The organism is Serratia sp. G204Y (genome assembly GCF_051172435.1).
Taxonomy (GTDB): Bacteria; Pseudomonadota; Gammaproteobacteria; order Enterobacterales; family Enterobacteriaceae; genus Serratia; species Serratia sarumanii.
Map to the genome: position 1 here is coordinate 384,405 of NZ_JBPIZA010000001.1, position 20,719 is coordinate 405,123.

Here is a 20,719-nt window from a genome sequence, read left to right on the forward strand (position 1 = left end):
GCGGCGTGCGCTTCATGGCGTCTCCCGCGCGATCAGCGCGCGCAGCAGGGCAATCACCTGGTCAACTTCCTGCGGGGTGAGTGCGCCGTCCTTCGCCCACTGCACGCGCCCGGCCTGGTCCAGCACCACGATGGTGGAGCTCTCCTCTGGCAGCCGCCAGGCCATGCGCCCCAGCCCGTCGCTGTCGACGATGAACTGCGCCCAGGGGTAATTCCGCTTGTTTTTCTCGATCTTGCCGCGCACGAAAAAGCCGGAGCCCGGGATCGCGTCGTCGGTGTTGACGATGGTGGTCGGCTGGAAGCGATCGCCCGGCAGGTTCGCGTCCTTGACGGCGTTGATCAGCAGCGAGTTCTTCTTCTTGGCGGAGGTGCGCCCGGCGATGTATTGGATCACCCGCACTTTGCCCGCCAGTTTTGCGCTGTTCCACGGCCGGTAGCTGAAATCGCCGTTGCGCAGCAGCAGTTCGCCGCGATCGGCGATGGCGATCGGCGCCACCGGCCGGCCCTGCACGAAGTTATGCGCGGATGCCGCCAGCGGCGACAGCAGCAGCGTGAAGATCAGCAAGCGACGCAACGTCATCATGGCTCCTTGCAACGCGCTTATCTGCCCGCCGCGACGGCCGGCGGGGAAAACGACAGCGGAAAGCGCGCCAGCAGCAGCTCCAGGCGCTGGCGAATGTCGATATCCAGGATCGCCGGCCGATCGTAGATATCGCCGCCGGCCAGCTTGTCCGCCACCATCACGTCGTGCCGGTCGCCCATCAGGCCGTTAATCGCCGCCAGGAAGCGCGAGATCTGCCGGGCTTCGCGGTTGTCGGGATCGATCGATCTCAGCGTGTCGTAAAACGACACCTGGCGGCTGACGATTTTGCGCACGTTGTGGAACTGGTGCCCGGTCAGCGCCGGGCTGGCGATCAGCGTCTGCAGCTGGCGCATTTGCTCCTGGCGGTAGGTGATAAAGCCCTGTGCGCTTTCCAGCCGGGTGTGGCGCAGCGCATAGCGCACATATGACCACACCGGCTTGCTGAGCAGCAGCCGCAGCAGGTTGCCGTACAGCGTCAGGTTCTTCTGGTTGCCGTTGCGAAACGCGTCCTGAAAATGGCCGAGCACCACGGTGGTGGTGTGGAACAGGCGGTTGGCGCGGTGGGGCGCGCCGTACAGCTGCTGGGCGAAGCGCAGGTGCTTGTAGCGGGCGCGGATATATTTGTAGCGCATGCGGGTGGGCGCCGCCAACTGCGGATCTTGCAGGAAACCGTTCACCAGTTGCAGCAGCTCGCGGCGGGAAAAGCCGTCTTCCCAAAACTGCAGGCACAGCGCGTAGTTGTCCCGGATGCTCTCGGGGGAACACTGCAAATCAATCTGCTGTGGCAGGCTGATATTCGCCTCAACCAGGTCGTCTTCTTCCACCGCGACAAACAGCGCCTGGGTGGTTTCGGCGGAGAACTTCTTCCAATTATCGTTAGCGGTCATTGATTACTCTCTTTGGGCGCATTCAGCCCCAACATAAAGCGATTGCGGTAGGCGCCGATCGTCGGTATCAGGGATAACAGAACGTCTAAACATTGCCCCAGTAAATAAGCGAAGGCGGCACCCTGCACGCCGAAGGCATACGCCATCGACACCAGCAGCGCAATGTAGGCCGCCGAGGCCGTCGCCTGCGCGATCAGGAAAGCGCGCTGCTTGCCTGCCATAAACAGTAAGGATTCCTGCGGGAAGCCCATCATGGAGACGATGATCGCGCCCAGCATGATTTGAATCAGGTCATAGGCTTCCAGGTATTGCTGCCCGAACACCGCGGAAATGAGCGGTTTACCCACCAGCAGCATCAACACCGCGACGGCCAGGCCGATGCCGCCGGCCAGCAGCGAGGAGCGCAGGCCCAGCAGCCACGGGGTCTTGGTGCGCGGATCCAGGCGCATGATCTCCGGATAGAAGCTTTTCTCCAGCAGCTTGGCCGGGGTGCCCGTCGCATCGAAGAAGGTCATGGCGATCTTGAACAGCCCGGCGGCGGCTGGCCCGAGCACCACGCCCACCAGCACGGTGGTGCAGGAGTTGCGTGCGGCCCAGATGGTGTGGGCGATGTTGGTGGTCCAGACGAAGTTCCAGGCGCCCTCGATGCGGCGCGCGACGTTGAACAGCCGTGGCCTCAGCGCGCCGTGGATATCGCGGCGGCGCAGCTCGCGTGCGGTGAACCACCAGAACAGCGTGCCGCCGATCAGGTTAGAGGCGTACCAGGTGACGATAAAGCCGGGGAATCCCAGATCGAAATAATAGGAGATGACGCTGCCCACCGCCTGCAGGAACGGCTTGATCGCCTGCTGGATGGCGATGAGATCGAAGCGGTTGAAGGCGCGCAGCACGCCGGTCGGCGTGGACGAGGTCATCGACGGGATCAGGGTGCAGTACAGCATGGCGAGCCAGAAACTTTCGCTGTCCAGCCCCAGGGCGTGAGACAAGAACGGCAGCATGATCATGCCGCCCAGCACGGCGATGACGCCGCTGGCGATATCCAGCCCGAAGGAGAAGGCGACGACGTCGCGGAAGCGCCCGGTGTTTTGATGCTCCAGCGCCGGGGTGCCGAATTGCACCACAAACTGCCAGGTCTGGAATTTGATGAAATCGCTGACCGCTTTGGTATAGGCCTGGATCACCACCAGCACGCCGAACATTTCAGGCGACATGCCTTTACCGGCGCAGGAGAGCGCCAGCAGGCCGAGCAGCGCGCTGGCCACGCTGCCGGAGCCTAAGTAGGCGGCATTACGTAAAATGGAGCGAAATGCGCCATCGGAAAACCACCGTTTCATAACCCAAACCAGCCGTTATCGTTGTTTTGCTGCATCTTGTGTTCCGCTGTCATGCGCTTGCCCTGTATGCGTTTAATAAACCTGAGTTTCTTCGCCGGCGTTTTCGCCGGGTTGCCCGATGTCGCTCTGTGGGCACTTCGCGGGGTTCACCACGGCGGAAATGGCGTTGAGCGCGTTGCTCAGCACCTCGTCGTAAGGGGCTCTGGCGTCCAGCTCGATGATGCGCGCGCCGTTGTACTGCAGGCGCACCATGGCGGAAATCTTGTCTTTCAGCTCTTCATAGCTGTGATCGGGCTTGCGAGAAAACGCCGTATCGACGTCGATATCGAGGCGAATGATCAGCGCCGGCCGATAGACGGCCATGCGTTGATATAAACGGCGTTCGCGCGCCGCCAGGCGGCTCAATAGCCAGCCTTTTGCGCGTTCCACGCCGATGCCGGGCCCGTCGTAGTAAAAACCTGAAATTTCCGCCTGCGGGTAGCGATCGCTGATCACCAGCACGCCGCTCTGCGCCAGCCGCCGCACCTTGCGCAGGTTGGAGGCGCGCCACAGCGAAAAGCCGTACATGATCAGCGCCGCCCACAGCGCCGGCGGCCTGTTGCTCATGCGCTGGGTTTTATCGGATTTGGCCGCCAGGCGCCGTTCCAGCCACACGCCGATGAACGGCAATTTCTTGATTTTGTCGCCGTCTTCGCCGGAGATCAGCCCCAAATAGCGCCGCTCCGTGGGGCGATGTTGCTGCAGGTTCTTGACCAGATCGGCGGTCAGCGTGGACTTGCCGGTGCCGTCGCTGCCCACCACGGCAATCAGCCCGGTGATGCAGGCGGAAGAGGTATTCTGTTCGGCGGTGAGTTTATTTTTTTTCATCTGTTTCGGTACGAAAAGGTTATTTGGCGGCTAGGCATTGGCGGCCCTCAGCGATATTTTAACGGCGCGCAGAGACTCGTCGAAAATACGGTTGGCCGGCTCGCGGCCGTCTAAATCCAATATGTTAGCGCCGTTAAACGTCAGGTGCGGGATGACGGCGATCTTTTCGCGCAACGCCGCCAGCGAGTGATCGGGTTTGCGTGAATAGGCCGTTTGTTCGTCAATATCCAGCCGAATTAATAATAAGGGCTGATAAGACGCCATCCATTGGTAGAGGTTTTGTTCGCGCTTTCTCAGCCAGCGGATCCAGCGATTGCCGCCGGCGGTTTTCGCCAGCTGTGGGCCATCGAAACGAAACCCCGCCACTTCGGCCTGCGGATAACGATCGGTGATCAGCAATGCGCCGCTGCGGCTTTTCTTCAGCATGCGACGGAATTTATAAACGCGCCAATAGGAAAGTAAAAAAATCACCAGCGCCGTGGCATTATCCGGCGGCGTGGAAGGGCGCTCATGCACGCGCTGCGACTTCTTCAATAAATAACGCCCGAAAGGGGCGCCAATAATCGGCAGCGAACTGATCCATTCGCCGATGCGCCCGGAAGACTGGCCGAGATAAAGCAGTTCGGCAGGTTCTTGTGCCGATAAGGCGTTGACCAGGCGGGCGGCTAACGTGGATTTTCCCGAGCCGTCACAGCCGGTTATCGCTATTACGCGCACGGGCGAGCGATCAGATGAAGGTCTTATCTGCTGACTCACAATAATTGATCCAATGCGAAAAAAACTATTGTATTCCAATACGCCTTGGGTTCAAGATATTTATTGTGCTTTGCCGCGATAAAATAATGAGATTGCTATTCCTGTTCGTTATTTGAATTGATATTTATAGCGTTCGTTCTTGTTATTTTGTGCTAATTGTTGGTGTGTGGGCCTGTTTCGCTTTTTATGTTAATTTCCGGCCGGGCTAACGGCGAAAAAAGAGCAGGGCTTTTCAATTTTCGCTTAATGTTTTGTGCTTTTTTGGCGTCGCGTTACGGAAAATTTTTTCCACGCGGCCACCATGGCAATGATAAGCGGTAGTTCGCTTCAAATATGGCACGCCGTTTCTGGTGTATTGAAAGAGAGTCTTATTATGAGTGCAAAATTTCCGCCGCTGATTGCGGTTATCGGCAGCGACGGATCGGGTAAGTCCACCGTTTGTGAACATCTGATCGCGTATATGAAACATTATGGCCCGGCGGTGCAGGTGCATCTGGGCAAACAGGCGGGCAACGTCGGCCGCGCGGCGGCGAAGTTGCCGCTGCTCGGGCGCTCGGTGGGCAAGGCTATCGAGAGCAATACCAAAAAAGTCAAAACGAAAAAATCCCGCATTGGCCTGCTGCCGTCGGCGGTGATCATCGCTTTCGTGGGGCGGCGGCTGCTGCGGTTTCGCCGCATGCTGGCGTATCGGCGGCAAGGGTTCATCGTGTTGACCGACCGTTTTCCGCAGGCGCAGATCCCCGGCGCTTACGACGGCACGGTTTTTCCCGTCGACGTTGAAGGGAGCCGTTTCGTCCGTTGGCTGGCGGCGCGCGAGCGGGCGGCGTTCCAATGGATGGCGGGGCAAAAACCGGATCTGGTGCTCAAGCTGAATGTCAGTCTGGCGGTGGCCTGCGCGCGCAAACCCGATCACCGCAAAGCGGCGCTGGAGAAGAAGATCGCCGTCACGCCGTTATTGACGTTCGAAGGCGCCGACATCGTGGATCTCGATGCCGATCGGCCGATCGAGGAGGTGCTTTCGGCGGCGGAAAAAGCCATCGCGGAATTTATGGCGGCGCAGGGTTATCGCTATTCCGCTGATGAAGTATCAACGGCTGCGCACTGAGGCGCGCATCGGTTCGGCAGGGCGGCGATGCCATTTTCGGCACCGCCGCCGCGGCCGAGAGGGAAGGCTTTATTTTTTCAGCGCCGCAAAGGCGCGCACGATGGTGTCGATCTCTTCATCGCTGTGCGCGGCATTGACGCTGCAGCGCAGCAGGGTGACGCCCGCCGGCGCGGCCGGTGGCAGCACCAGGTTTACATACACACCGTGGGCGATCAGCTCGCGCCAGAAACGCAGCCCTTCTTCCTTCGAACCGATCATCACCGGCACCACCGGGCTGATGCGCGGCCCCAGGGTATACCCCAGTTCGGCGAGGCCGTGGTACAGGCGGTGCGCGTTGCTCCACAGCTTTTCCCGCAGTTCGGGATGGCGCGCGATTTTTTGCAGCGCCGTGCGCACCGACGCGATGCTCGACGGCGACGGCGACGCGGTAAAGATATACGGCCGGCTGCTGTAGCGCAGCACGTCCATCCCCTTGCCGCCAACGGCGAAACCGCCGATCGAAGCCAGGCTTTTGCTGAAGGTGCCCAGGATGATATCCACGTCTTGCTCGACGCCCAGCGCTTCGGCCAGGCCGCGGCCGTGCTCGCCCATCACGCCGAAGGAGTGCGCTTCGTCGACCAGCAGATACCCGCCGAGCCGCCGCTTGATGTCGACGATTTCCACCAGCGGGGCGACGTCGCCCAGCATGCTGTAGATGCCTTCCACGATAATGATCGCCTCGCGCGCACGCTCGCCCAGGCGCACCATGCGGCGCTCCAGATCGGCGGCGTCATTGTGGCGGAAGCGAATAATCTCCGCGCCGCCGAGGGCGCAGGCGTCGTAAATGCTTGCGTGGCTGTCCGCGTCGATCAATACCACGGCGCCCGGCCCCGCCAGCGTGCTGATGACGCCCAGGTTGGCGGTGTAGCCGGTGGAGAATACGATGGCGCTCGGGCGATCGAAGAATTCCGCCAGCTCCCGTTCCAGCGTCAGGTGCGATCCGTAGCTGCCGTTCGCCATGCGCGAGCCGGTGGTGCCGGTGCCGAGCGCGGCCAGGGCCGCCTGGCCGGCGGCGATCGCCTGCGCATCGAACGTCAGGCCAAGGTAATTATTGGTGCCGGCGAGGACAATCTTTTGATCGCCGATGCGGCCCAGGGTGGCGGAATAGACTTCGTCGATGCAGGTGCCGAACGGATTCAGACCGGACGTTTGAAATTGTTCACGGTCATTGGCAAGCCGCGCAAACTTATCATACAGTCCCATGGTTTTTCTCCAGGTAAGGGCGCAGCGCGTCAAGCAGTTGCTCAGGCGTTCTGACATCAAGCAATATATTGATAGGAATGGAGATATCCAATTCATCTTCCAGCATCATCAGCAGATCCAGGACTCTGATGGATTCCAGACCAAGATCATTGACGAGATCGCTATCAGGTTTTATTTCCACTCCGCCTTCGACGATACCTTGCAAACACGTCAGGATATAATCCATTACAGCATCGCGATTTAGCATAAGAACGTTGACACACCTCTATTTGGAATAATTAAAACAGCCCTTCGCGCAGCGCGCGCTCCAAACTTACCTGTGGAAACCAATTAATCTGTTGCGACAGCGCGTGATTACTGGCGGACCAGTCGTGATGGGTTAATTCGCGTATTTTGCTGCGCGTCAGCATCGGCTCCTGTTTTACCAGGCGGTTCCACACCACGCTGATATCCGCCAGGGCTTTCAGCAGCGGCAGCGGAATGCCCACCAGGCGCACCGGCCCGTGCCGCACGGCGGCGCCGATGTCCCGCAGGCGCAGCCAGTTATAGCCCTCGGCCACGCCGTCGCACAGTTCGTAAATATTCGGCTGTGCGGGTTCGGCCTGTACCCATTGGCTGACCGCCTTGGCCAAATCGCTCACGTGCAGAAAAGAGAGCCTGGCGTCAGGCGCGCCCAGCCGGGGCAGCACGCCGCGCAGCAGGCCGTTGAACAGCGGTTTCAGCTCTTTATCGCCGGGCCCGTAAACCGCCGTTGGGCGGAAAATCCCGAGCGCGATCTCGCCGGTGGCGGCGATGAGTTGCTGCTCGGCGGCCTGTTTTGAATGGGCGTACCAGGACAGCGCCGGATGGCGGGCCGCCAGCGACGACATGAACAAGAAGCGACGGCAGCGGCCGTTCTGTTTGGCCGCCTGCATCAGGTTCAGGCTGCCGGTGACGTTGCAGCGGGTGAACACCGCTTCCGCGTGCCCGCGCACCTGGCCCGCACAGTGCACGACGCACTCCGCGCCGCGCACCAGCTCGGTGAGCGAGGGCCGATCCTCCAGCGCGCCGGGGATCCACTGCAGGTTGTCGGCGGCGGCTTTTCCCGCGCGCCGCGTCAGGGCGCGCACGTTAAACCCTTGCGCCAGCAGTTCCTGGACGATGTGCCGGCCGATAAAACCGGTCGCGCCCGTCACTGCCACCGTGCCGCTCATTGCGCGAAACCGGCCAGCTGCGGCATGTGCGGGTAGAGCGAGGCGCTCAGCCAGCGTTTTTTGGCCTCCGCACGCGCGGGTTTGCCCGACGACGTGCGGGGAATGCTGTGCGGCGGCAGCAGCTCGATGTCCACCGCGATGCCGAACTCGCTTTGAATGCGCGCGCTCAGCGAACGCACGATTTGTTCCCGGCGTTCTTCCGAGCTGACTCGGCACTGGATTTGCAAAATGATCCTGGCCGCTTCGTCGTGCTCTTCGGTTACGAAGGCGATCGCATCGCCGGAACGGATTTCCGGTTCGGATTCCGCGACGTACTCGATATCCTGCGGCCAGATATTGCGGCCGCGAATGATGATCAAATCCTTCTTGCGGCCGGTGACGTACAGATAGCCGTCCAGCAGGTAGCCCAGATCGCCGGTATCCATCCAGCCGGTCACCTGAATTTGCTGCTGGGACTCGTCGTCGCAGAAATAGCCGTTCATCAGGCTGGGGCCGGAGATCGTGATATGGCCGACCTGGCGTTCCGGCAGCGGTTGCCCGGTTTCGCTGCGGATCTCGATGCGGTGGCCGGGCAGCGCTCGGCCGCAGTTGACGAAGGTTGAGACGGCGCGGGTTTTCTTGCCGGGCGCGACCGCTTTACCCTCGTACTCCAAAATATCGCGGTCGACCGCGTTGGTTTGCGGGCCGGAGCAAGGGTCGGAAAAGCTCACCGCCAGGGTGTTCTCGGCCAGGCCGTAGCACGGCATGAAGGCTTTGCTGTCGAAGTTGATGCTGCTGAAGTGTTCGCCGAACTGGCCAAGCAGCTCGGCCGGGATCGGCTCGGCGCCCACGCCCGCGACCCGCCAGCTGGAAAGATCCAGATCGGCCAGCTCTTTGGCGTTGCTGCGGCGCAGGCACAGATCGTAGCCGAACGGCGGGGCGACGGACACCGTGCCGCGATTTTTGGCGATCAGTTTCAGCCACTGCATCGGGCGCATGGCGAAATCTTGCGTGCGCAGATAATCGACGGACAGCTGGGTCGCCACCGGCGTCAGCAGGAAACCGACCAGGCCCATATCGTGATAGAAGGGCAGCCACGAAACGCAGCGGTCGCCCGCGCGCAGCTTGATCCCGTCGCGGCTGATCGCGTTCAGGTTCGCCATCGCCGCCCGCTGGGTAATGATCACGCCGCGCGGAAAGCGGGTGCTGCCCGAGGTATATTGGAGATAGGCGATGTCGTCGGGCGAAGGCGCCGGCAAGGCGATCTCCGGCTCCGGCAAGGCGTTAAAATCCGCGTCGCTGAGGATGTGCAGCGCCGAGGTGTTTTCCGTGGCCGACGCGATCAGCGGCGTCCACTCTTCGCTGCTGACGATCGCCGCGGGGTTGCAGCTGGCGATCAGCCCTTTCAGCTTGGCGGTGTAAGAGTCGCGCTGGCCCACGCCCATCGGGATCGCCAGCGGCACCGCCACCAGGCCGGCGTATTGGCAAGCGAAAAAGGCTTCGACGAATCCCGCGCTGGTTTCGGCGATCAGCGCCACGCGATCGCCTTTCTTGAGTTTCAGGGACAATAAACGCCGCGCGCCCGAGATCGCTTTTTGCTGCAGCGTGCGATATTCGAGAACGGTCACGAGTTGATTGCGACGGTCGTAAAAATTCATTCCCGTATTACCCAGCGCCGCGTAATCCAACGCGTCCACTAAGGTGGGGAAGTCCGCATAGCGCATGGGAAGAGAATGAACGGAACTTGTTTCAGACATAGACAAACTTAGCCATAGATTAAAAATCACCAAAAGAGAGAAATCGCTCTTGGCGAGGTAATTGATGTTTTACTATGAATAGGTTTTGAATAAGTTTGTTATTCAACCATCTTCATTCCGCGAACAGCGTATATTGCCGTGCTTGAGGGCACGCCGGTTATTAACCGGGCAGAGCGTGAGTAGCCCGTGTTATCAGCCTTGAGCGGCATCCTGGCGATATACGTGAGACTATTGTAATATCCGGGCGGCGCCGTTCTTTAGCCTGTCTCTTTCGGGCAGGAAATATCTGTCGGCTCATAGGTTATGACCTCATGCATGGCTATCTTGGAACTTAAACACTTCCTAAACAGTATGCCGCAAGAAATCCAAAAGTGAACGATTCATTTAAGGCTAATCTTAAAAAGAGCATTAAGTGGTAAAGATGGCGGCACACCTCCTGATTAAAGTCGGTACACTAAAAGCGGCGAGTTTCTTTTGCCGTAACAGCACGAAATAATAAAATAGCACCATTAGCGTAGCCTGGCTGCGCCGCTTTCTGTTTCCTTTTTTATCAATTACGGACATCACAGGGTGAATGTCGGGCGCAATAATGCGCTGATTCACAGGGGGTAATATTCGGTTTTTCTTATCATTGAACCGGAGGTAATACACAATCCAATAAATGAGAACAGCATAAAAAATGCTAAAGGCGTTGTCGCGCGCTTATTTAATTATTTTATTAAAACGTAAGGCTATTTATGATCCGTGTTGAGAAAGTTCTGAGTAAACGCGAACTTAAAGAATTTATTGCTTTCCCCTCGCAACTGTTTCGCGATGATCCGAACTGGATTGAGCCGCTGCATGTAGAGCGCGAAGAGCACCTGTCAAAGAAGAATCCCGGCACCGACCATATTGAATGGCAGGCATGGGTGGCCAAAAAACAGGGCAAAGTCGTTGGGCGCATCACGGCGCAAATCGATGCTCTGCACCGGGAGTTGCATGGCGAGGATACCGGCCACTTCGGCATGATTGACGCCGTTGACGATCCCGCCGTTTTCAGCACTTTATTCACGGTGGCGGAGGAGTGGCTGAGGTCGAAAGGCGCGCGCAAAATCACCGGGCCGTTCAGCCTCAATATCAATCAGGAAAGCGGCCTGTTGGTCGAAGGATTCGATACGCCGCCTTCCGCCCTGATGACGCACGCGAAGCCCTACTATGCGGCGCAAATAGCGCAGCAGGGCTACAGCGAAGGGATTGATTTGCTTGCCTATTGGATGAAAAGAACCGACCTGCATTTTTCGCCGTCGTTAACCCGGATGATGGATCAGGTGCGCAAAAAGGTGACCGTTCGCCGCCTCAACCGCAAGCGCTTTCGCGAGGAGATGCAGGTGCTGCGCGAGGTGTTCAACTCCGGATGGCAGCATAACTGGGGGTTTGTCCCGTTCACCGAGCACGAGTTCGCCACCATGGGGGATCAGCTGAAGTTCCTGGTGCCCGACGATATGATCCATATCGCCGAGGTGGATGGCGCCCCCTGCGCCTTTATCGTCGGTCTGCCGAACATCAACGAAGCGATTGCCGATCTGCAGGGGCGGTTATTGCCGTTCGGCTGGGCGAAGCTCTTGTGGCGGCTGAAAGTCAGCGGCGTGCGCACCGCGCGCGTGCCGTTGATGGGCGTGCGCCAGGAATATCAATTCAGCCGCATCGGGCCGATTATTGCGCTGCTGCTGATTGAGGCGCTGCGCGAGCCTTTCGCCAAGCGCAATATCGACGCGCTGGAAATGTCGTGGATCCTGGAAACCAATACCGGCATGCGGACGATTTTAGAACGCATCGGCGCGGTTCCCTATAAGCGCTACCGCTTATACGAGAAAACGCTTTAACCGGCTGATAACGCATCGCCTTTTCACGTTCTCAGAATAATAACCGCGCCGGGGCATTTTCGGGCGGTGCCGTTTCAGGGGCAGGGTGACGGCGCGTGAGTGCATGCATCGCCTCCGGGAAGAGAACGGTTAAGGCCTTTAATTAATAAACTCGAGATAAATTCACGCCGCGTGATTTATTCGCGAGTGATTGTGGCAGTATTGACGAGAGCTGATTGCATGCCTGTGGAAAAGAAAAAAGGAATAAGCCGATTAACCTACAGCATAAGGAATTCCTGGGCCGGATTTATTGACGCCGTGCTTACCGAAGATGCGTTTCGCCAATTATTGGTTATTAACGCCATTTTACTGGTTGTTACATTTGGTTTAGATATTACAAATATAGAACGGCTGTTATTAATCGCCTGCAGTTTTCTGCTATTGGTGGTTGAGCTGCTTAATACGGCGATTGAAACCGTGGTCGATCGCATTTCGCTGGAATTACATCCGTTATCCAAACGCGCTAAAGATCTGGGCGGCGCTGCGCAGCTGGTGGCGGTGGTGATGACTATCATTATTTGGGGAATGGTGCTGCTGGGGCGATAAGGGCTTGGGTGGCTCAATTGCCAGGCCGGTTGCCGTGGCGCTATAAGCGGTTATCATCGATGTTTTGCGTTCAGCAAGGAGAGTCGGCCGCTATGCCCGTGAATTTTGATCTCAACGATCTTTATGCCTTCCGCGCGCTGGTGGAGTACGGCAATTTTCGGCTGGCAGCAGAATCCATCTGCCTGTCGCAGTCGGCCTTGAGCCGCAGGATTGAGAAGCTGGAAAACGCGCTGGGCAGCAAACTGTTCGATCGCACCACCCGGCGCGTGACGCTGACGCTGTACGGGCAGGCGTTTGCCGAGCGTTCGGATCAGCTGCTGATGAATGTCGAAGCGGTGTTGGCCGATATCGATAAGGTCAGCCAGGAGCGTACCGGGCTGGTCACCGTCGCCACGGTGCCGTCGGCGGCCTACTATTTCATGCCCGACGTGATACGCCGTTTCCGGCTTCGCTATCCGCGCGTGCGCGTCAAGCTGATCGACGGTAGCGCGGGCAATGTGATTGAGGCGGTCACCGGCGGCCAGGCTGACTTCGGCATCTGCTTTGCCGGGCGGCTGCAGCCTAACCTTGAATTTGTGCCGTTGGTGGGGGACGTTTACGTGGCCGCTTGCCGGCGCGACCATCCGCTCGCCGCTAAAAAGAGCCTCACCTGGCGGGAATTTTATCAGCAGGATTACGTGTCGCTGGATAAAACCTCCGGCAATCGCAATCTGCTCGATCAGCGCCTGGAACACCTCGTGCCGGAGCGCCCCAGCGTGTGCGAAACTCGCCATGTGACGACCATGCTGGGCATGGTTGAGGCGGGCATCGGCATTGCCGCCGTGCCCGCCATGTCGATGCCCGCTTCAGAGCATTCGGTGTTGACGTCGGTGCCGCTGGTCGAGCCGGTGGTGAAACGCACCGTGGGTCTGATCCGGCGCGGCGGCCGCATGCAGTCTTTCGTCGCCGCCGAGCTGGAAAAGCTGATTACTGAACGGTATCACTCTGCCTGACCGGCTGCTGCGCCGGCACGCTTCGCATGCCGGTCGCGCGAATGGTCGGCTGTGCCTGAGAGGAGGCGAGGAACTCCAGCAGCGCTTTGCCTTCGCGGCGATGTTCCGCCTTGGCGGTTACCGCGCCGGCGAAGCGGGTGATGTACTGCACGTTTTCCGGCAGTTCGCCGATAAAGGTGACGCCCGCCACGGGCAGCAATTCGCTGACCTGCTGGAAGCCCAACGCGTATTTCCCCTGCGCCACTTCAGAGGCCACCGGAATGCGCTCAATCCTATGCGCTTTTCCTTTCACCTGTTCCTCGATGCCCAGCTTTTTGAACAGTTGGCCGCTGACGTAGCGGCCGCTGGCGCTGTCGGAATAGGCGAAAGAGTCGGCTTGCAGCAAGGCATTGCGCAGCTCGGCATCCGTTTTTATCGCCGGCTTGGGCGCGCCCTGTTTCACCACCATGCCGATCGGCGAATCGGCCAGCTCCACGCGCGAACCCGGCTGGATCCAGCCGCCTTTGTCCAGTTGGGTCAGCGCGTCGCCCACCATGATCACCACATCGGCTTGCTCTCCGCGCGCCAGCCGCGCGGGGATCGCCTGCGGCGTTTTCCCCATGGAAGGGCCGGACACCAGAATGATTTTGTCGCCGCTTTGGGCTTCATATTCCGGGGCCAGTTTCTCCAGCGCGGCCTTGAAGCCGCCGGAGATCATCACGGTCACGTCTTTGGCCAGCGCCGCGGTGCTGAAGGAGGCGCACACCAGCGCGGCGAGGATCGAACGAGTGAGTTTTTGCATGGCATGATTCCTTATGGCGATGGCGCGTTAGCGTGCGGTTTGCAGCGGCATGGCGATGCGGCGATACAGATACAGCGTCGCCAGCAAGGCGCACAGCGCGGCGAAGCTCATCCAGTAGCCCGGTGAAGCCTTATCGCCGGTGTATTCGATCAACGCGGTGGAGATCACCGGCGTAAAGCCGCCGAACACCGCCGTTGCCAGGCTGTAGGCCAGCGAGAACCCGGCCACCCGCACTTCCGTTGGCATGATCTCGGTCAAGGCCGGGATCATGGCGCCGTTGTAGAGGCCGTAAATGAAGGACAGCCACAGCAGCACGGCCAGCATCATGCTGAAGCTGGGGGCGGCGGCGAGCAGGCTCAGCGCCGGGTAGGCGGTGGCCAGCGTCAGCAGCGTCATGGCGACCAGCACCGGCTTGCGGCCGAAGCGATCCGACAGCGCACCGCCGATGGGCAGCCAGATGAAGTTGGAAATCGCGACCAGTAAAGTGACCAGCAAGCTGTCGGAGGCGCTGAGCAACAGCACCTTTTTGCCGAAGGTCGGCGCATACACGGTGATCAGGTAAAACGCGGTGGTGGTCATGGCGACCATCAGCATGCCGGCCATCACCACCGGCCAGTTTTTCAGCAGGGTTTTAAACACGTCGCGCATCGCCAGGTGGTGGCGGCGGGCGGTAAATTCCTGCGTCTCTTCCAGCTTGCGGCGCAGCAAGAAGATGAAGGGAACAATCAGGCAGCCGAACAGGAAAGGCAGGCGCCAGCCCCATTCGCGAATGGCGCTTTCTTCCAGCGCCGCATTGAGCGCGAAGCCCATCGCCGCCGCCACCATGATCGCCACCTGCTGGCTGCCGGACTGCCAGCTGGTGTAGAAGCCCTTACGGCCCGGCGTGGCGATTTCGGCCAGATAGACGGACACGCCGCCCAGCTCCGCGCCCGCCGAGAAGCCTTGCAACAGGCGCCCGCACAGCACCAGCAGCGGCGCCCAAAGCCCGATGCTCTGGTAAGAGGGGATCAATACGATCAGGAAGGTGCCCGCGGCCATGATCGACAGGGTGACGATCAGCCCTTTGCGGCGGCCGACTTTATCGATGTAAGCGCCCAGCACGATGGCGCCAATGGGGCGCATCAGAAAACCTGCGCCGAATACCGCGAAGGTCATCATCAGCGAGGCGAACTCGCTGCTGGCCGGGAAAAAGGTGTGTGCGATGTAGGTGGCGTAAAAGCCGAACAGAAAGAAGTCGAACTGTTCCAGAAAGTTGCCGGAGGTGACGCGCAGGATCGCGCCGGCTTTGGCCCGGGTGGTCATGGGTGAGGTAGAGGAATGCATCTTTATCTCCAGTTTGTTATGGGCGCCTGACGCCGCGCCTGTTGCTGAAGACTCGCTCAGGAAAATAAACTAAATAAGCGCAATAAACGCATGGCGCAATGCGTTTGGCGCATCAATCGCCGTTAACAATGTTGCCTAACCTGATGTAACGTGGCGTTAACAAACTTATCGCTCACCGCCCGCGGCGCAGAGCGCCGAAAACGTTATGCGCATTTTGTGACAGGGTTCATAAAGGGGCGGCGGGGAAACGCCCCGTGCCTCTGACCGATTGTCCGTTACCGCTCGTAAAAAGGTGAATGTCTCGCACTGCGTTTGCAAAATGTCCGGATGTACGTTCAGCCTTGCAGTAACCACGAATGCTTTTGCATGCCATTCTGACGCCTCTCTGCTATAGCTTTACATCTATATAGTTGTTGATCTATATTTGCAGGGAGGTCCCGTGTGGGAAATTAAAACAACGGATGCGTTTGATAACTGGTTTAGCTCACTCCACGATGCCGATCGGGCTGGCGTGCTTGCCGCATTGATGATCCTGCGGGAAAAGGGGCCGGGGCTGCCCAGACCCTATGCCGATACGGTTAAAGGTTCGCGTTACAGCAATATGAAAGAGCTGCGCATTCAGAGCCGTGGCGAACCGTTGCGGGCGTTCTTCGCCTTCGATCCGTACCGTATCGGCATTGTACTTTGCGCGGGCAATAAAGCCGGTAATGAAAAACGTTTTTACGATCAGATGATTCAGGCTGCCGATCGGGAATTCACGAACTGGCTGAACACATTAAACGAGAAGGAGTGACGCGATGGGCAGAACGCTGGAACAGCTTATTGCGGATGAAAAGCCCGAGGTCGTGGCCAAAGCGCAAGCGCTGGCGGCTGACATCATGCTGAACATCCACCTTGCCGAGCTGCGCGAGAAGGTGCAGAAAACGCAGGTTGAAATGGCGCAGGCGCTGGGTATCCGGCAACCGACCGTTGCCGTGATGGAAAAACCGGGCCGCGATCTGAAACTGTCTTCGCTAAAACGCTATGTTGAGGCGGCCGGCGGCAAGCTGCGCCTGGATGTTGAACTGCCGGACGGCTCTCACTACGAATTTGTGCTGTAAGCGCTAACGGCAAAAATCCCGCTTGGGTTTCCCTGAGCGGGCTGTTCGCAATATGGCGCCTCCGATATCAGGAGGCAGCCGTGAAAGCAAAGAGGCTCAAGGCGTGCTGGCTGTATGGGCGCTGCCGTTTGAGCCAGATAGCGTTAACAAGCCACCCGCCGTACCTTCGCGATAAATCCTCCCCTGCTCAAAGCTGAAACGATACGACTTATGTTGACTAATCGCTCATTTAATGTGCAATAACTCAACGTGTTTCATTAAAACTGCGAACAAATTCGTATTTCTATCGCACTATTTATTCAAATATTCACCCGGTGAAGTTCATCACATTTCTTTAACCTGCTTAACAGTAGATTTTTCTCGTGAATAAAAAATCGATTCAGCTAAAGGGGAAGGGAAATGAAGAAAACGTGGGTTATGGCGGTGTTTTCGGCTCTGATTTCAGGGCAGGCGGCGGCGCAGAGTTGGGTGCTGACCAGCGCTGAAGATGGCCTGGAGAAAGGAAACTGGAAGATTTCGAGTGAGGCGCTGAAGGTTAAGGATAAAACGTTCAGCATTGAGCAGAAAGTGTTGCACGGCGGCAAGCAGGAAGGCAGCAAAGTCGTGATTATCCGCAGCGAGGATGGCCTGACCATTACGCTGAGTCCCACGCGCGGCATGAACCTCCTGCGGGCGGAAGGATTTGGCGCGAAAATGGGGTGGGATTCTCCGGTCAAAGAGGTGGTCAACCCCGCCTTTATCAACCTGGAAAGCCGCAATGGGCTCGGCTGGCTGGAAGGTTTCAATGAGATGATGGTGCGCTGCGGCTATGAGTGGACCGGTCATCCGGTGACCGAAGGAGGGCAAATTTACACCTTGCACGGTAAAGCGGGCAATACGCCGGCCTCACTGGTTGAGGTTGAGGTAGCGGATACGGCGCCGTATGAAATTCGTATTCGCGGCCTGATCAAAGAGAGCACATTCAAAAAAGCCGATCTGCAAACCCTGACCGAACTGCGCTACGTACCCGGCAGCAACAGTTTCAGCCTGCATGATGTGTTAACCAACCGGGCGGATTATCCCCACGACTACCAGATTATCTACCACAGCAATTTCGGCGCGCCGATTCTGGAAAATGGCGCCCGCTTCCTGGCGCCGATGGCCAGCATCAGCCCGTTTAACGACTATGCCAAAGCCGGGTTGAAGACCTGGGGAACCTATGCCGGCCCCACCAAAGGGTTCGATGAAATGGTCTTTAACATCAAGCCATTATCGGATCCGAATCATCAGACACTGGCGGCGCTGGTCAATCACGCGGGCGACAAAGGGGTGGCGATTCAGTTCGATACCCGCCAATTGCCCGTCCTGACGCTGTGGAAGAATACCGATACGTTAAAACAGGGATATGTGACGGGGATTGAGCCGGGCACCAGCTATGCCTACCCGGTCACCATCGAGCGCGAACAAAAACGCGTTAAGCAATTGCAGCCTGGCGCCAGTGCGCAGTTTGATCTGACCTATACCTTGCTGCACAGCAAAGCGCAGGTGGCGGATCTGGAGAGGAAGATTGCTGATATTCAGGGTAAGGTAAAAATTGATGAAAATGCCGCGCCGATAGCCAAAGAGTAACGTTGCCTGTCGACGCATTTAGCGTTAAAGCAAAAAGCCCGCTCGGGTCTCCCTGAGCGGGCTTTTCTAAATATGGCTCCTCTGACTGGACTCGAACCAGTGACATACGGATTAACAGTCCGCCGTTCTACCGACTGAACTACAGAGGAATTGTTGGAACGGGGCGAATAATAGCGGGGCGCCTGGGGTTTGTCAAAGCGCTAAACTGCAAAAAAAGCGCGTTTGCTGAGGGAATGAGCATCTTGCGCTGTTTTTCGGCATTTTCCATCGCTATGCGCTGATTTTTGCATCCCAAATCGTTTTGACGTCGTTTGCACAAGCCGTTGCACGGCGATGGTGCAGGGTCACTCTCGCTATCCTGCACCTTCCCTCTTAGCCGTACGGCTTATCCCCCGTTAACCCCGTCAAACGCCGCGCCGCAACTGATATGTAGGATGAATAAGCAAATAATATGTATTCGTCGTCACAATGGCTGGATTTTTGCTTACCCATTTTTGGGGAATGCGACTGCGCTCTCAAGAAAATTATTTTCCCCGTCTACACATAAAGTGACTGATCCGCGCCCCCGGGCGTTTCGCTACAACAGTGCTGAGGAAGATAACAATGTCATCGAAATTGATAAAAAGTCCGCTCGCTGCTTTGCTCATCGGTTGTTTAGGTACGGCGTTTTCCGCGCAGGCCGATATCGTCATCGGCGTCGCCGGGCCGTTCTCTGGGCCGAACGCCACCTATGGCGATCAGTATTGGCGCGGGGCTTCGCAGGCGGCGGCGGACATCAACGCCGCCGGCGGCATCAAAGGGGAAAAAATCAAGCTGGTGCAGGGGGATGACGCCTGCGAACCGAAACAGGCGGTCGCGGTCGCCAACCGGCTGGTGGATCAGGAAAAGGTCTCGGCGGTGGTCGGCCACTTCTGCTCCTCTTCCACCATGCCCGCCTCCGAGGTGTATGACGAGGCCGGCATCATCGCCATCACCCCCGGCTCTACCAACCCGCAGATCACCGAGCGCGGCATGAAGACCATGTTCCGCATGTGCGGGCGCGACGATCAGCAGGGCGTGATCGCCACCAACTACATGCTGGACACCCTGAAGGCCAAGCGCATCGCGGTGATCCACGATAAAGACACCTATGGCCAGGGGCTGGCGGACGCGGCGAAGGCGGCGATGAACAAGCGCGGGGTTAAGGAAGTGCTGTATGAGGGGCTGTCGCGCGGCGAGAAAGACTTCAACGCGCTGGTGACCAAGATCGCCTCGGTCAAGCCGGACGTGGTCTACTTCGGCGGCTGCCATCCGGAAGCTGGGCCGCTGGTGCGCCAGATGCGCGAGCAGGGCGTGACCGCCAAGTTCTTCTCCGGCGACTGCGTGGTGACCGAAGAACTGGTGACCGCCGCCGGCGGGCCGCAGTACACCAACGGCGTGCTGATGACCTTCGGCAACGATCCGCGTCAGATCCCGGAAGGCAAAGCGGTGATCGCCAAGTTCCGCGCCAGCGGCTTTGAGCCGGAAGGGTACACCCTCTACTCCTACGCCTCGATCCAGGCGATCGCCGCCGCCTTCAACGCCACCGGCGGCAAAGACAGCGCCAAGGCCGCCGAATGGCTGAAGTCGCACGATGTGGATACCGTGATGGGCAAGAAGGCCTGGGACCAGAAGGGCGACCTGAAGGTCTCGGACTACGTGGTCTACCAATGGGATGACAAGGGCAAATATCACCAGCTGTAAACGGCCGAACCTTGAAGTTGTAACCCTATGACCGACGGGCTCGCCGCTCTGGCGAGCCCGTTCCGCGATGACCTTTGGGCCGCGTCGGACTGCGTTGGCGGCCTTACCAGGCGAGACTGCTCATTATGGATGTATTCTTTCTGCAACAGCTGATCAACGGCCTGACCCTCGGTGCGGTGTATGGCCTGATCGCCATCGGCTACACCATGGTTTACGGCATCATCGGCATGATCAACTTCGCCCACGGCGAGGTGTACATGATCTCCGCCTACCTGTGCGCCATCGGTTTGGCGTTGCTGTCGTTCTTCGGGCTGCACTCGTTCCCGCTGCTGATCCTCGGCACGCTGGTGTTCACCATCGTCATCACCGGGGTGTACGGCTGGGTGATCGAGCGCATCGCCTACAAGCCGCTGCGCAACTCCACCCGCCTGGCGCCGCTGATCTCCGCCATCGGCATGTCGTTAATCCTGCAAAACTACGCGCAGATAAGCCAAGGGCCGCGCCAGCAGGGCATCCCAACGCTGCTGAGCGGCGTGTTCCGCCTGGAGTTCGACGGCGGCGTGGTGCAAATCACCTACACCAAAGTGTTTATTCTGGTGGCGTCGCTGCTCGGCATGGCGATCCTCACTTACATCATTCAGCGCACCCGTCTGGGGCGCATCTGCCGCGCCACCCAGCAGGATCGCAAAATGGCTTCGATTCTCGGCATCAATACCGATCGGGTGATCTCGCTGGTGTTTGTGATCGGCGCCGCCATGGCCGGGCTGGCCGGGGTGCTGATCACCATGAACTACGGCACCTTCGATTTTTACGTCGGCTTTATCATCGGCATCAAGGCCTTCACCGCCGCGGTGCTGGGCGGCATCGGCTCGCTACCGGGTGCCATGCTGGGCGGATTGCTGCTCGGGGTGGCGGAGGCGCAGTTCGCCGGCATGGTGAACTCGGATTACAAGGACGTGTTCTCCTTCGGGTTGCTGGTGGCGATCCTGATCTTCCGTCCGCAGGGCCTGCTTGGCCGGCCGCTGATCGCCAAGGTTTAAGGAG

The 20,719-nt window shown here is 58.7% G+C and carries 20 protein-coding genes and 1 tRNA gene; 9 read left to right on the top strand and 12 right to left on the bottom strand.

Features of this window, described 5'->3' with window-relative positions; translation table 11 throughout:
* Positions 1-12: 12 nt before the first annotated feature.
* From ACSBQQ_RS01910 to ACSBQQ_RS01930, 5 genes are all read right to left on the bottom strand, one after another.
* Positions 13-579: a YtfJ family protein gene (locus ACSBQQ_RS01910; protein ID WP_033635227.1), complete on the bottom strand. Its 567-nt coding sequence runs from the start codon at positions 577-579 to the stop codon at positions 13-15.
* Positions 580-599: 20 nt separating this feature from the next.
* Positions 600-1,469: a hypothetical protein gene (locus ACSBQQ_RS01915; protein WP_060427751.1), complete on the bottom strand. Its 870-nt coding sequence runs from the start codon at positions 1,467-1,469 to the stop codon at positions 600-602.
* Positions 1,466-2,803: a lipopolysaccharide biosynthesis protein gene (locus tag ACSBQQ_RS01920; RefSeq protein ID WP_033655209.1), complete on the bottom strand. Its 1,338-nt coding sequence runs from the start codon at positions 2,801-2,803 to the stop codon at positions 1,466-1,468. Before ACSBQQ_RS01920 ends, ACSBQQ_RS01915 begins: the two co-directional genes overlap by 4 nt.
* Before the next feature lie 72 nt (positions 2,804-2,875).
* Positions 2,876-3,670 carry a hypothetical protein gene (locus tag ACSBQQ_RS01925; protein ID WP_043147699.1) on the bottom strand — a complete coding sequence of 265 codons (795 nt, stop codon included), beginning with the start codon at positions 3,668-3,670 and terminating at the stop codon, positions 2,876-2,878.
* A gap of 30 nt (positions 3,671-3,700) precedes the next feature.
* Entirely contained in the window at positions 3,701-4,426 is a 726-nt protein-coding gene (locus ACSBQQ_RS01930) for a hypothetical protein (RefSeq protein ID WP_060427753.1), read from the bottom strand.
* Between the two features lie 373 nt (positions 4,427-4,799).
* Here ACSBQQ_RS01930 and ACSBQQ_RS01935 point away from each other — a divergent pair, with 373 nt between their 5' ends.
* A complete protein-coding gene (locus ACSBQQ_RS01935; protein ID WP_041035915.1) occupies positions 4,800-5,531 on the top strand; it encodes an ATP-binding protein in 732 nt (243 codons plus the stop codon).
* 69 nt (positions 5,532-5,600) lie between these two features.
* Here the strand turns inward: ACSBQQ_RS01935 and spt are convergent, their stop codons facing one another.
* From spt to ACSBQQ_RS01955, 4 genes are read right to left on the bottom strand one after another with little or no spacing between them, the layout of a single operon-like run.
* Positions 5,601-6,773 carry a serine palmitoyltransferase gene (spt, locus tag ACSBQQ_RS01940; protein WP_060427755.1) on the bottom strand — a complete coding sequence of 391 codons (1,173 nt, stop codon included), beginning with the start codon at positions 6,771-6,773 and terminating at the stop codon, positions 5,601-5,603.
* The gene (locus ACSBQQ_RS01945) at positions 6,760-7,020 is read right to left on the bottom strand and encodes an acyl carrier protein (protein ID WP_015378483.1); all 261 of its coding nucleotides are present in this window, start codon (positions 7,018-7,020) and stop codon (positions 6,760-6,762) included. The genes spt and ACSBQQ_RS01945 overlap by 14 nt, the downstream gene beginning before the upstream one ends.
* Positions 7,021-7,051: 31 nt before the next feature.
* A complete protein-coding gene (locus ACSBQQ_RS01950; RefSeq protein ID WP_033635221.1) occupies positions 7,052-7,966 on the bottom strand; it encodes an NAD-dependent epimerase/dehydratase family protein in 915 nt (304 codons plus the stop codon).
* Positions 7,963-9,702: a fatty acyl-AMP ligase gene (locus ACSBQQ_RS01955; protein WP_033655213.1), complete on the bottom strand. Its 1,740-nt coding sequence runs from the start codon at positions 9,700-9,702 to the stop codon at positions 7,963-7,965. The genes ACSBQQ_RS01950 and ACSBQQ_RS01955 overlap by 4 nt, the downstream gene beginning before the upstream one ends.
* Before the next feature lie 737 nt (positions 9,703-10,439).
* Here ACSBQQ_RS01955 and ACSBQQ_RS01960 point away from each other — a divergent pair.
* From ACSBQQ_RS01960 to ACSBQQ_RS01970, 3 genes are all read left to right on the top strand, one after another.
* Positions 10,440-11,564 carry a hypothetical protein gene (locus tag ACSBQQ_RS01960; RefSeq protein WP_033635219.1) on the top strand — a complete coding sequence of 375 codons (1,125 nt, stop codon included), beginning with the start codon at positions 10,440-10,442 and terminating at the stop codon, positions 11,562-11,564.
* Between the two features lie 219 nt (positions 11,565-11,783).
* Complete coding sequence (locus ACSBQQ_RS01965; protein WP_033635218.1) at positions 11,784-12,149, top strand: diacylglycerol kinase; 366 nt, start codon at positions 11,784-11,786, stop codon at positions 12,147-12,149.
* 92 nt (positions 12,150-12,241) lie between these two features.
* Positions 12,242-13,141, top strand: a complete 900-nt coding sequence (locus ACSBQQ_RS01970) for a LysR family transcriptional regulator (protein ID WP_033647959.1) — start codon at positions 12,242-12,244, stop codon at positions 13,139-13,141.
* Here ACSBQQ_RS01970 and ACSBQQ_RS01975 read toward each other — a convergent pair.
* Together ACSBQQ_RS01975 and ACSBQQ_RS01980 are read right to left on the bottom strand one after the other, a co-directional pair.
* Positions 13,116-13,922: a substrate-binding domain-containing protein gene (locus ACSBQQ_RS01975; protein WP_043147694.1), complete on the bottom strand. Its 807-nt coding sequence runs from the start codon at positions 13,920-13,922 to the stop codon at positions 13,116-13,118. The genes ACSBQQ_RS01970 and ACSBQQ_RS01975 overlap by 26 nt on opposite strands.
* A gap of 27 nt (positions 13,923-13,949) precedes the next feature.
* The gene (locus ACSBQQ_RS01980; RefSeq protein WP_043147692.1) at positions 13,950-15,245 is read right to left on the bottom strand and encodes an MFS transporter; all 1,296 of its coding nucleotides are present in this window, start codon (positions 15,243-15,245) and stop codon (positions 13,950-13,952) included.
* A 439-nt stretch (positions 15,246-15,684) separates the two neighbouring features.
* On the opposite strand from ACSBQQ_RS01980, the gene ACSBQQ_RS01985 reads away from it, so the two are divergent.
* From ACSBQQ_RS01985 to ACSBQQ_RS01995, 3 genes are all read left to right on the top strand, one after another.
* Positions 15,685-16,038, top strand: coding sequence for a type II toxin-antitoxin system RelE/ParE family toxin (locus ACSBQQ_RS01985; RefSeq protein ID WP_043147691.1), 354 nt, complete (start codon positions 15,685-15,687; stop codon positions 16,036-16,038).
* A gap of 4 nt (positions 16,039-16,042) precedes the next feature.
* The gene (locus ACSBQQ_RS01990) at positions 16,043-16,345 is read left to right on the top strand and encodes an XRE family transcriptional regulator (protein WP_033635213.1); all 303 of its coding nucleotides are present in this window, start codon (positions 16,043-16,045) and stop codon (positions 16,343-16,345) included.
* A 399-nt stretch (positions 16,346-16,744) separates the two neighbouring features.
* Positions 16,745-17,953 carry an aldose 1-epimerase family protein gene (locus ACSBQQ_RS01995; protein WP_043147690.1) on the top strand — a complete coding sequence of 403 codons (1,209 nt, stop codon included), beginning with the start codon at positions 16,745-16,747 and terminating at the stop codon, positions 17,951-17,953.
* 73 nt (positions 17,954-18,026) lie between these two features.
* Here ACSBQQ_RS01995 and ACSBQQ_RS02000 read toward each other — a convergent pair.
* A tRNA-Asn gene (locus ACSBQQ_RS02000) sits at positions 18,027-18,102 on the bottom strand.
* A gap of 454 nt (positions 18,103-18,556) precedes the next feature.
* Between ACSBQQ_RS02000 and ACSBQQ_RS02005 the strand changes: the two genes are divergently transcribed.
* Positions 18,557-19,675 (top strand): branched-chain amino acid ABC transporter substrate-binding protein, encoded by a 1,119-nt coding sequence (locus tag ACSBQQ_RS02005; protein ID WP_033647954.1) that lies wholly within the window; start codon positions 18,557-18,559, stop codon positions 19,673-19,675.
* A gap of 125 nt (positions 19,676-19,800) precedes the next feature.
* Complete coding sequence (locus tag ACSBQQ_RS02010) at positions 19,801-20,715, top strand: ABC transporter permease subunit (RefSeq protein WP_004928592.1); 915 nt, start codon at positions 19,801-19,803, stop codon at positions 20,713-20,715.
* The last annotated feature ends 4 nt before the right edge of the window (positions 20,716-20,719 follow it).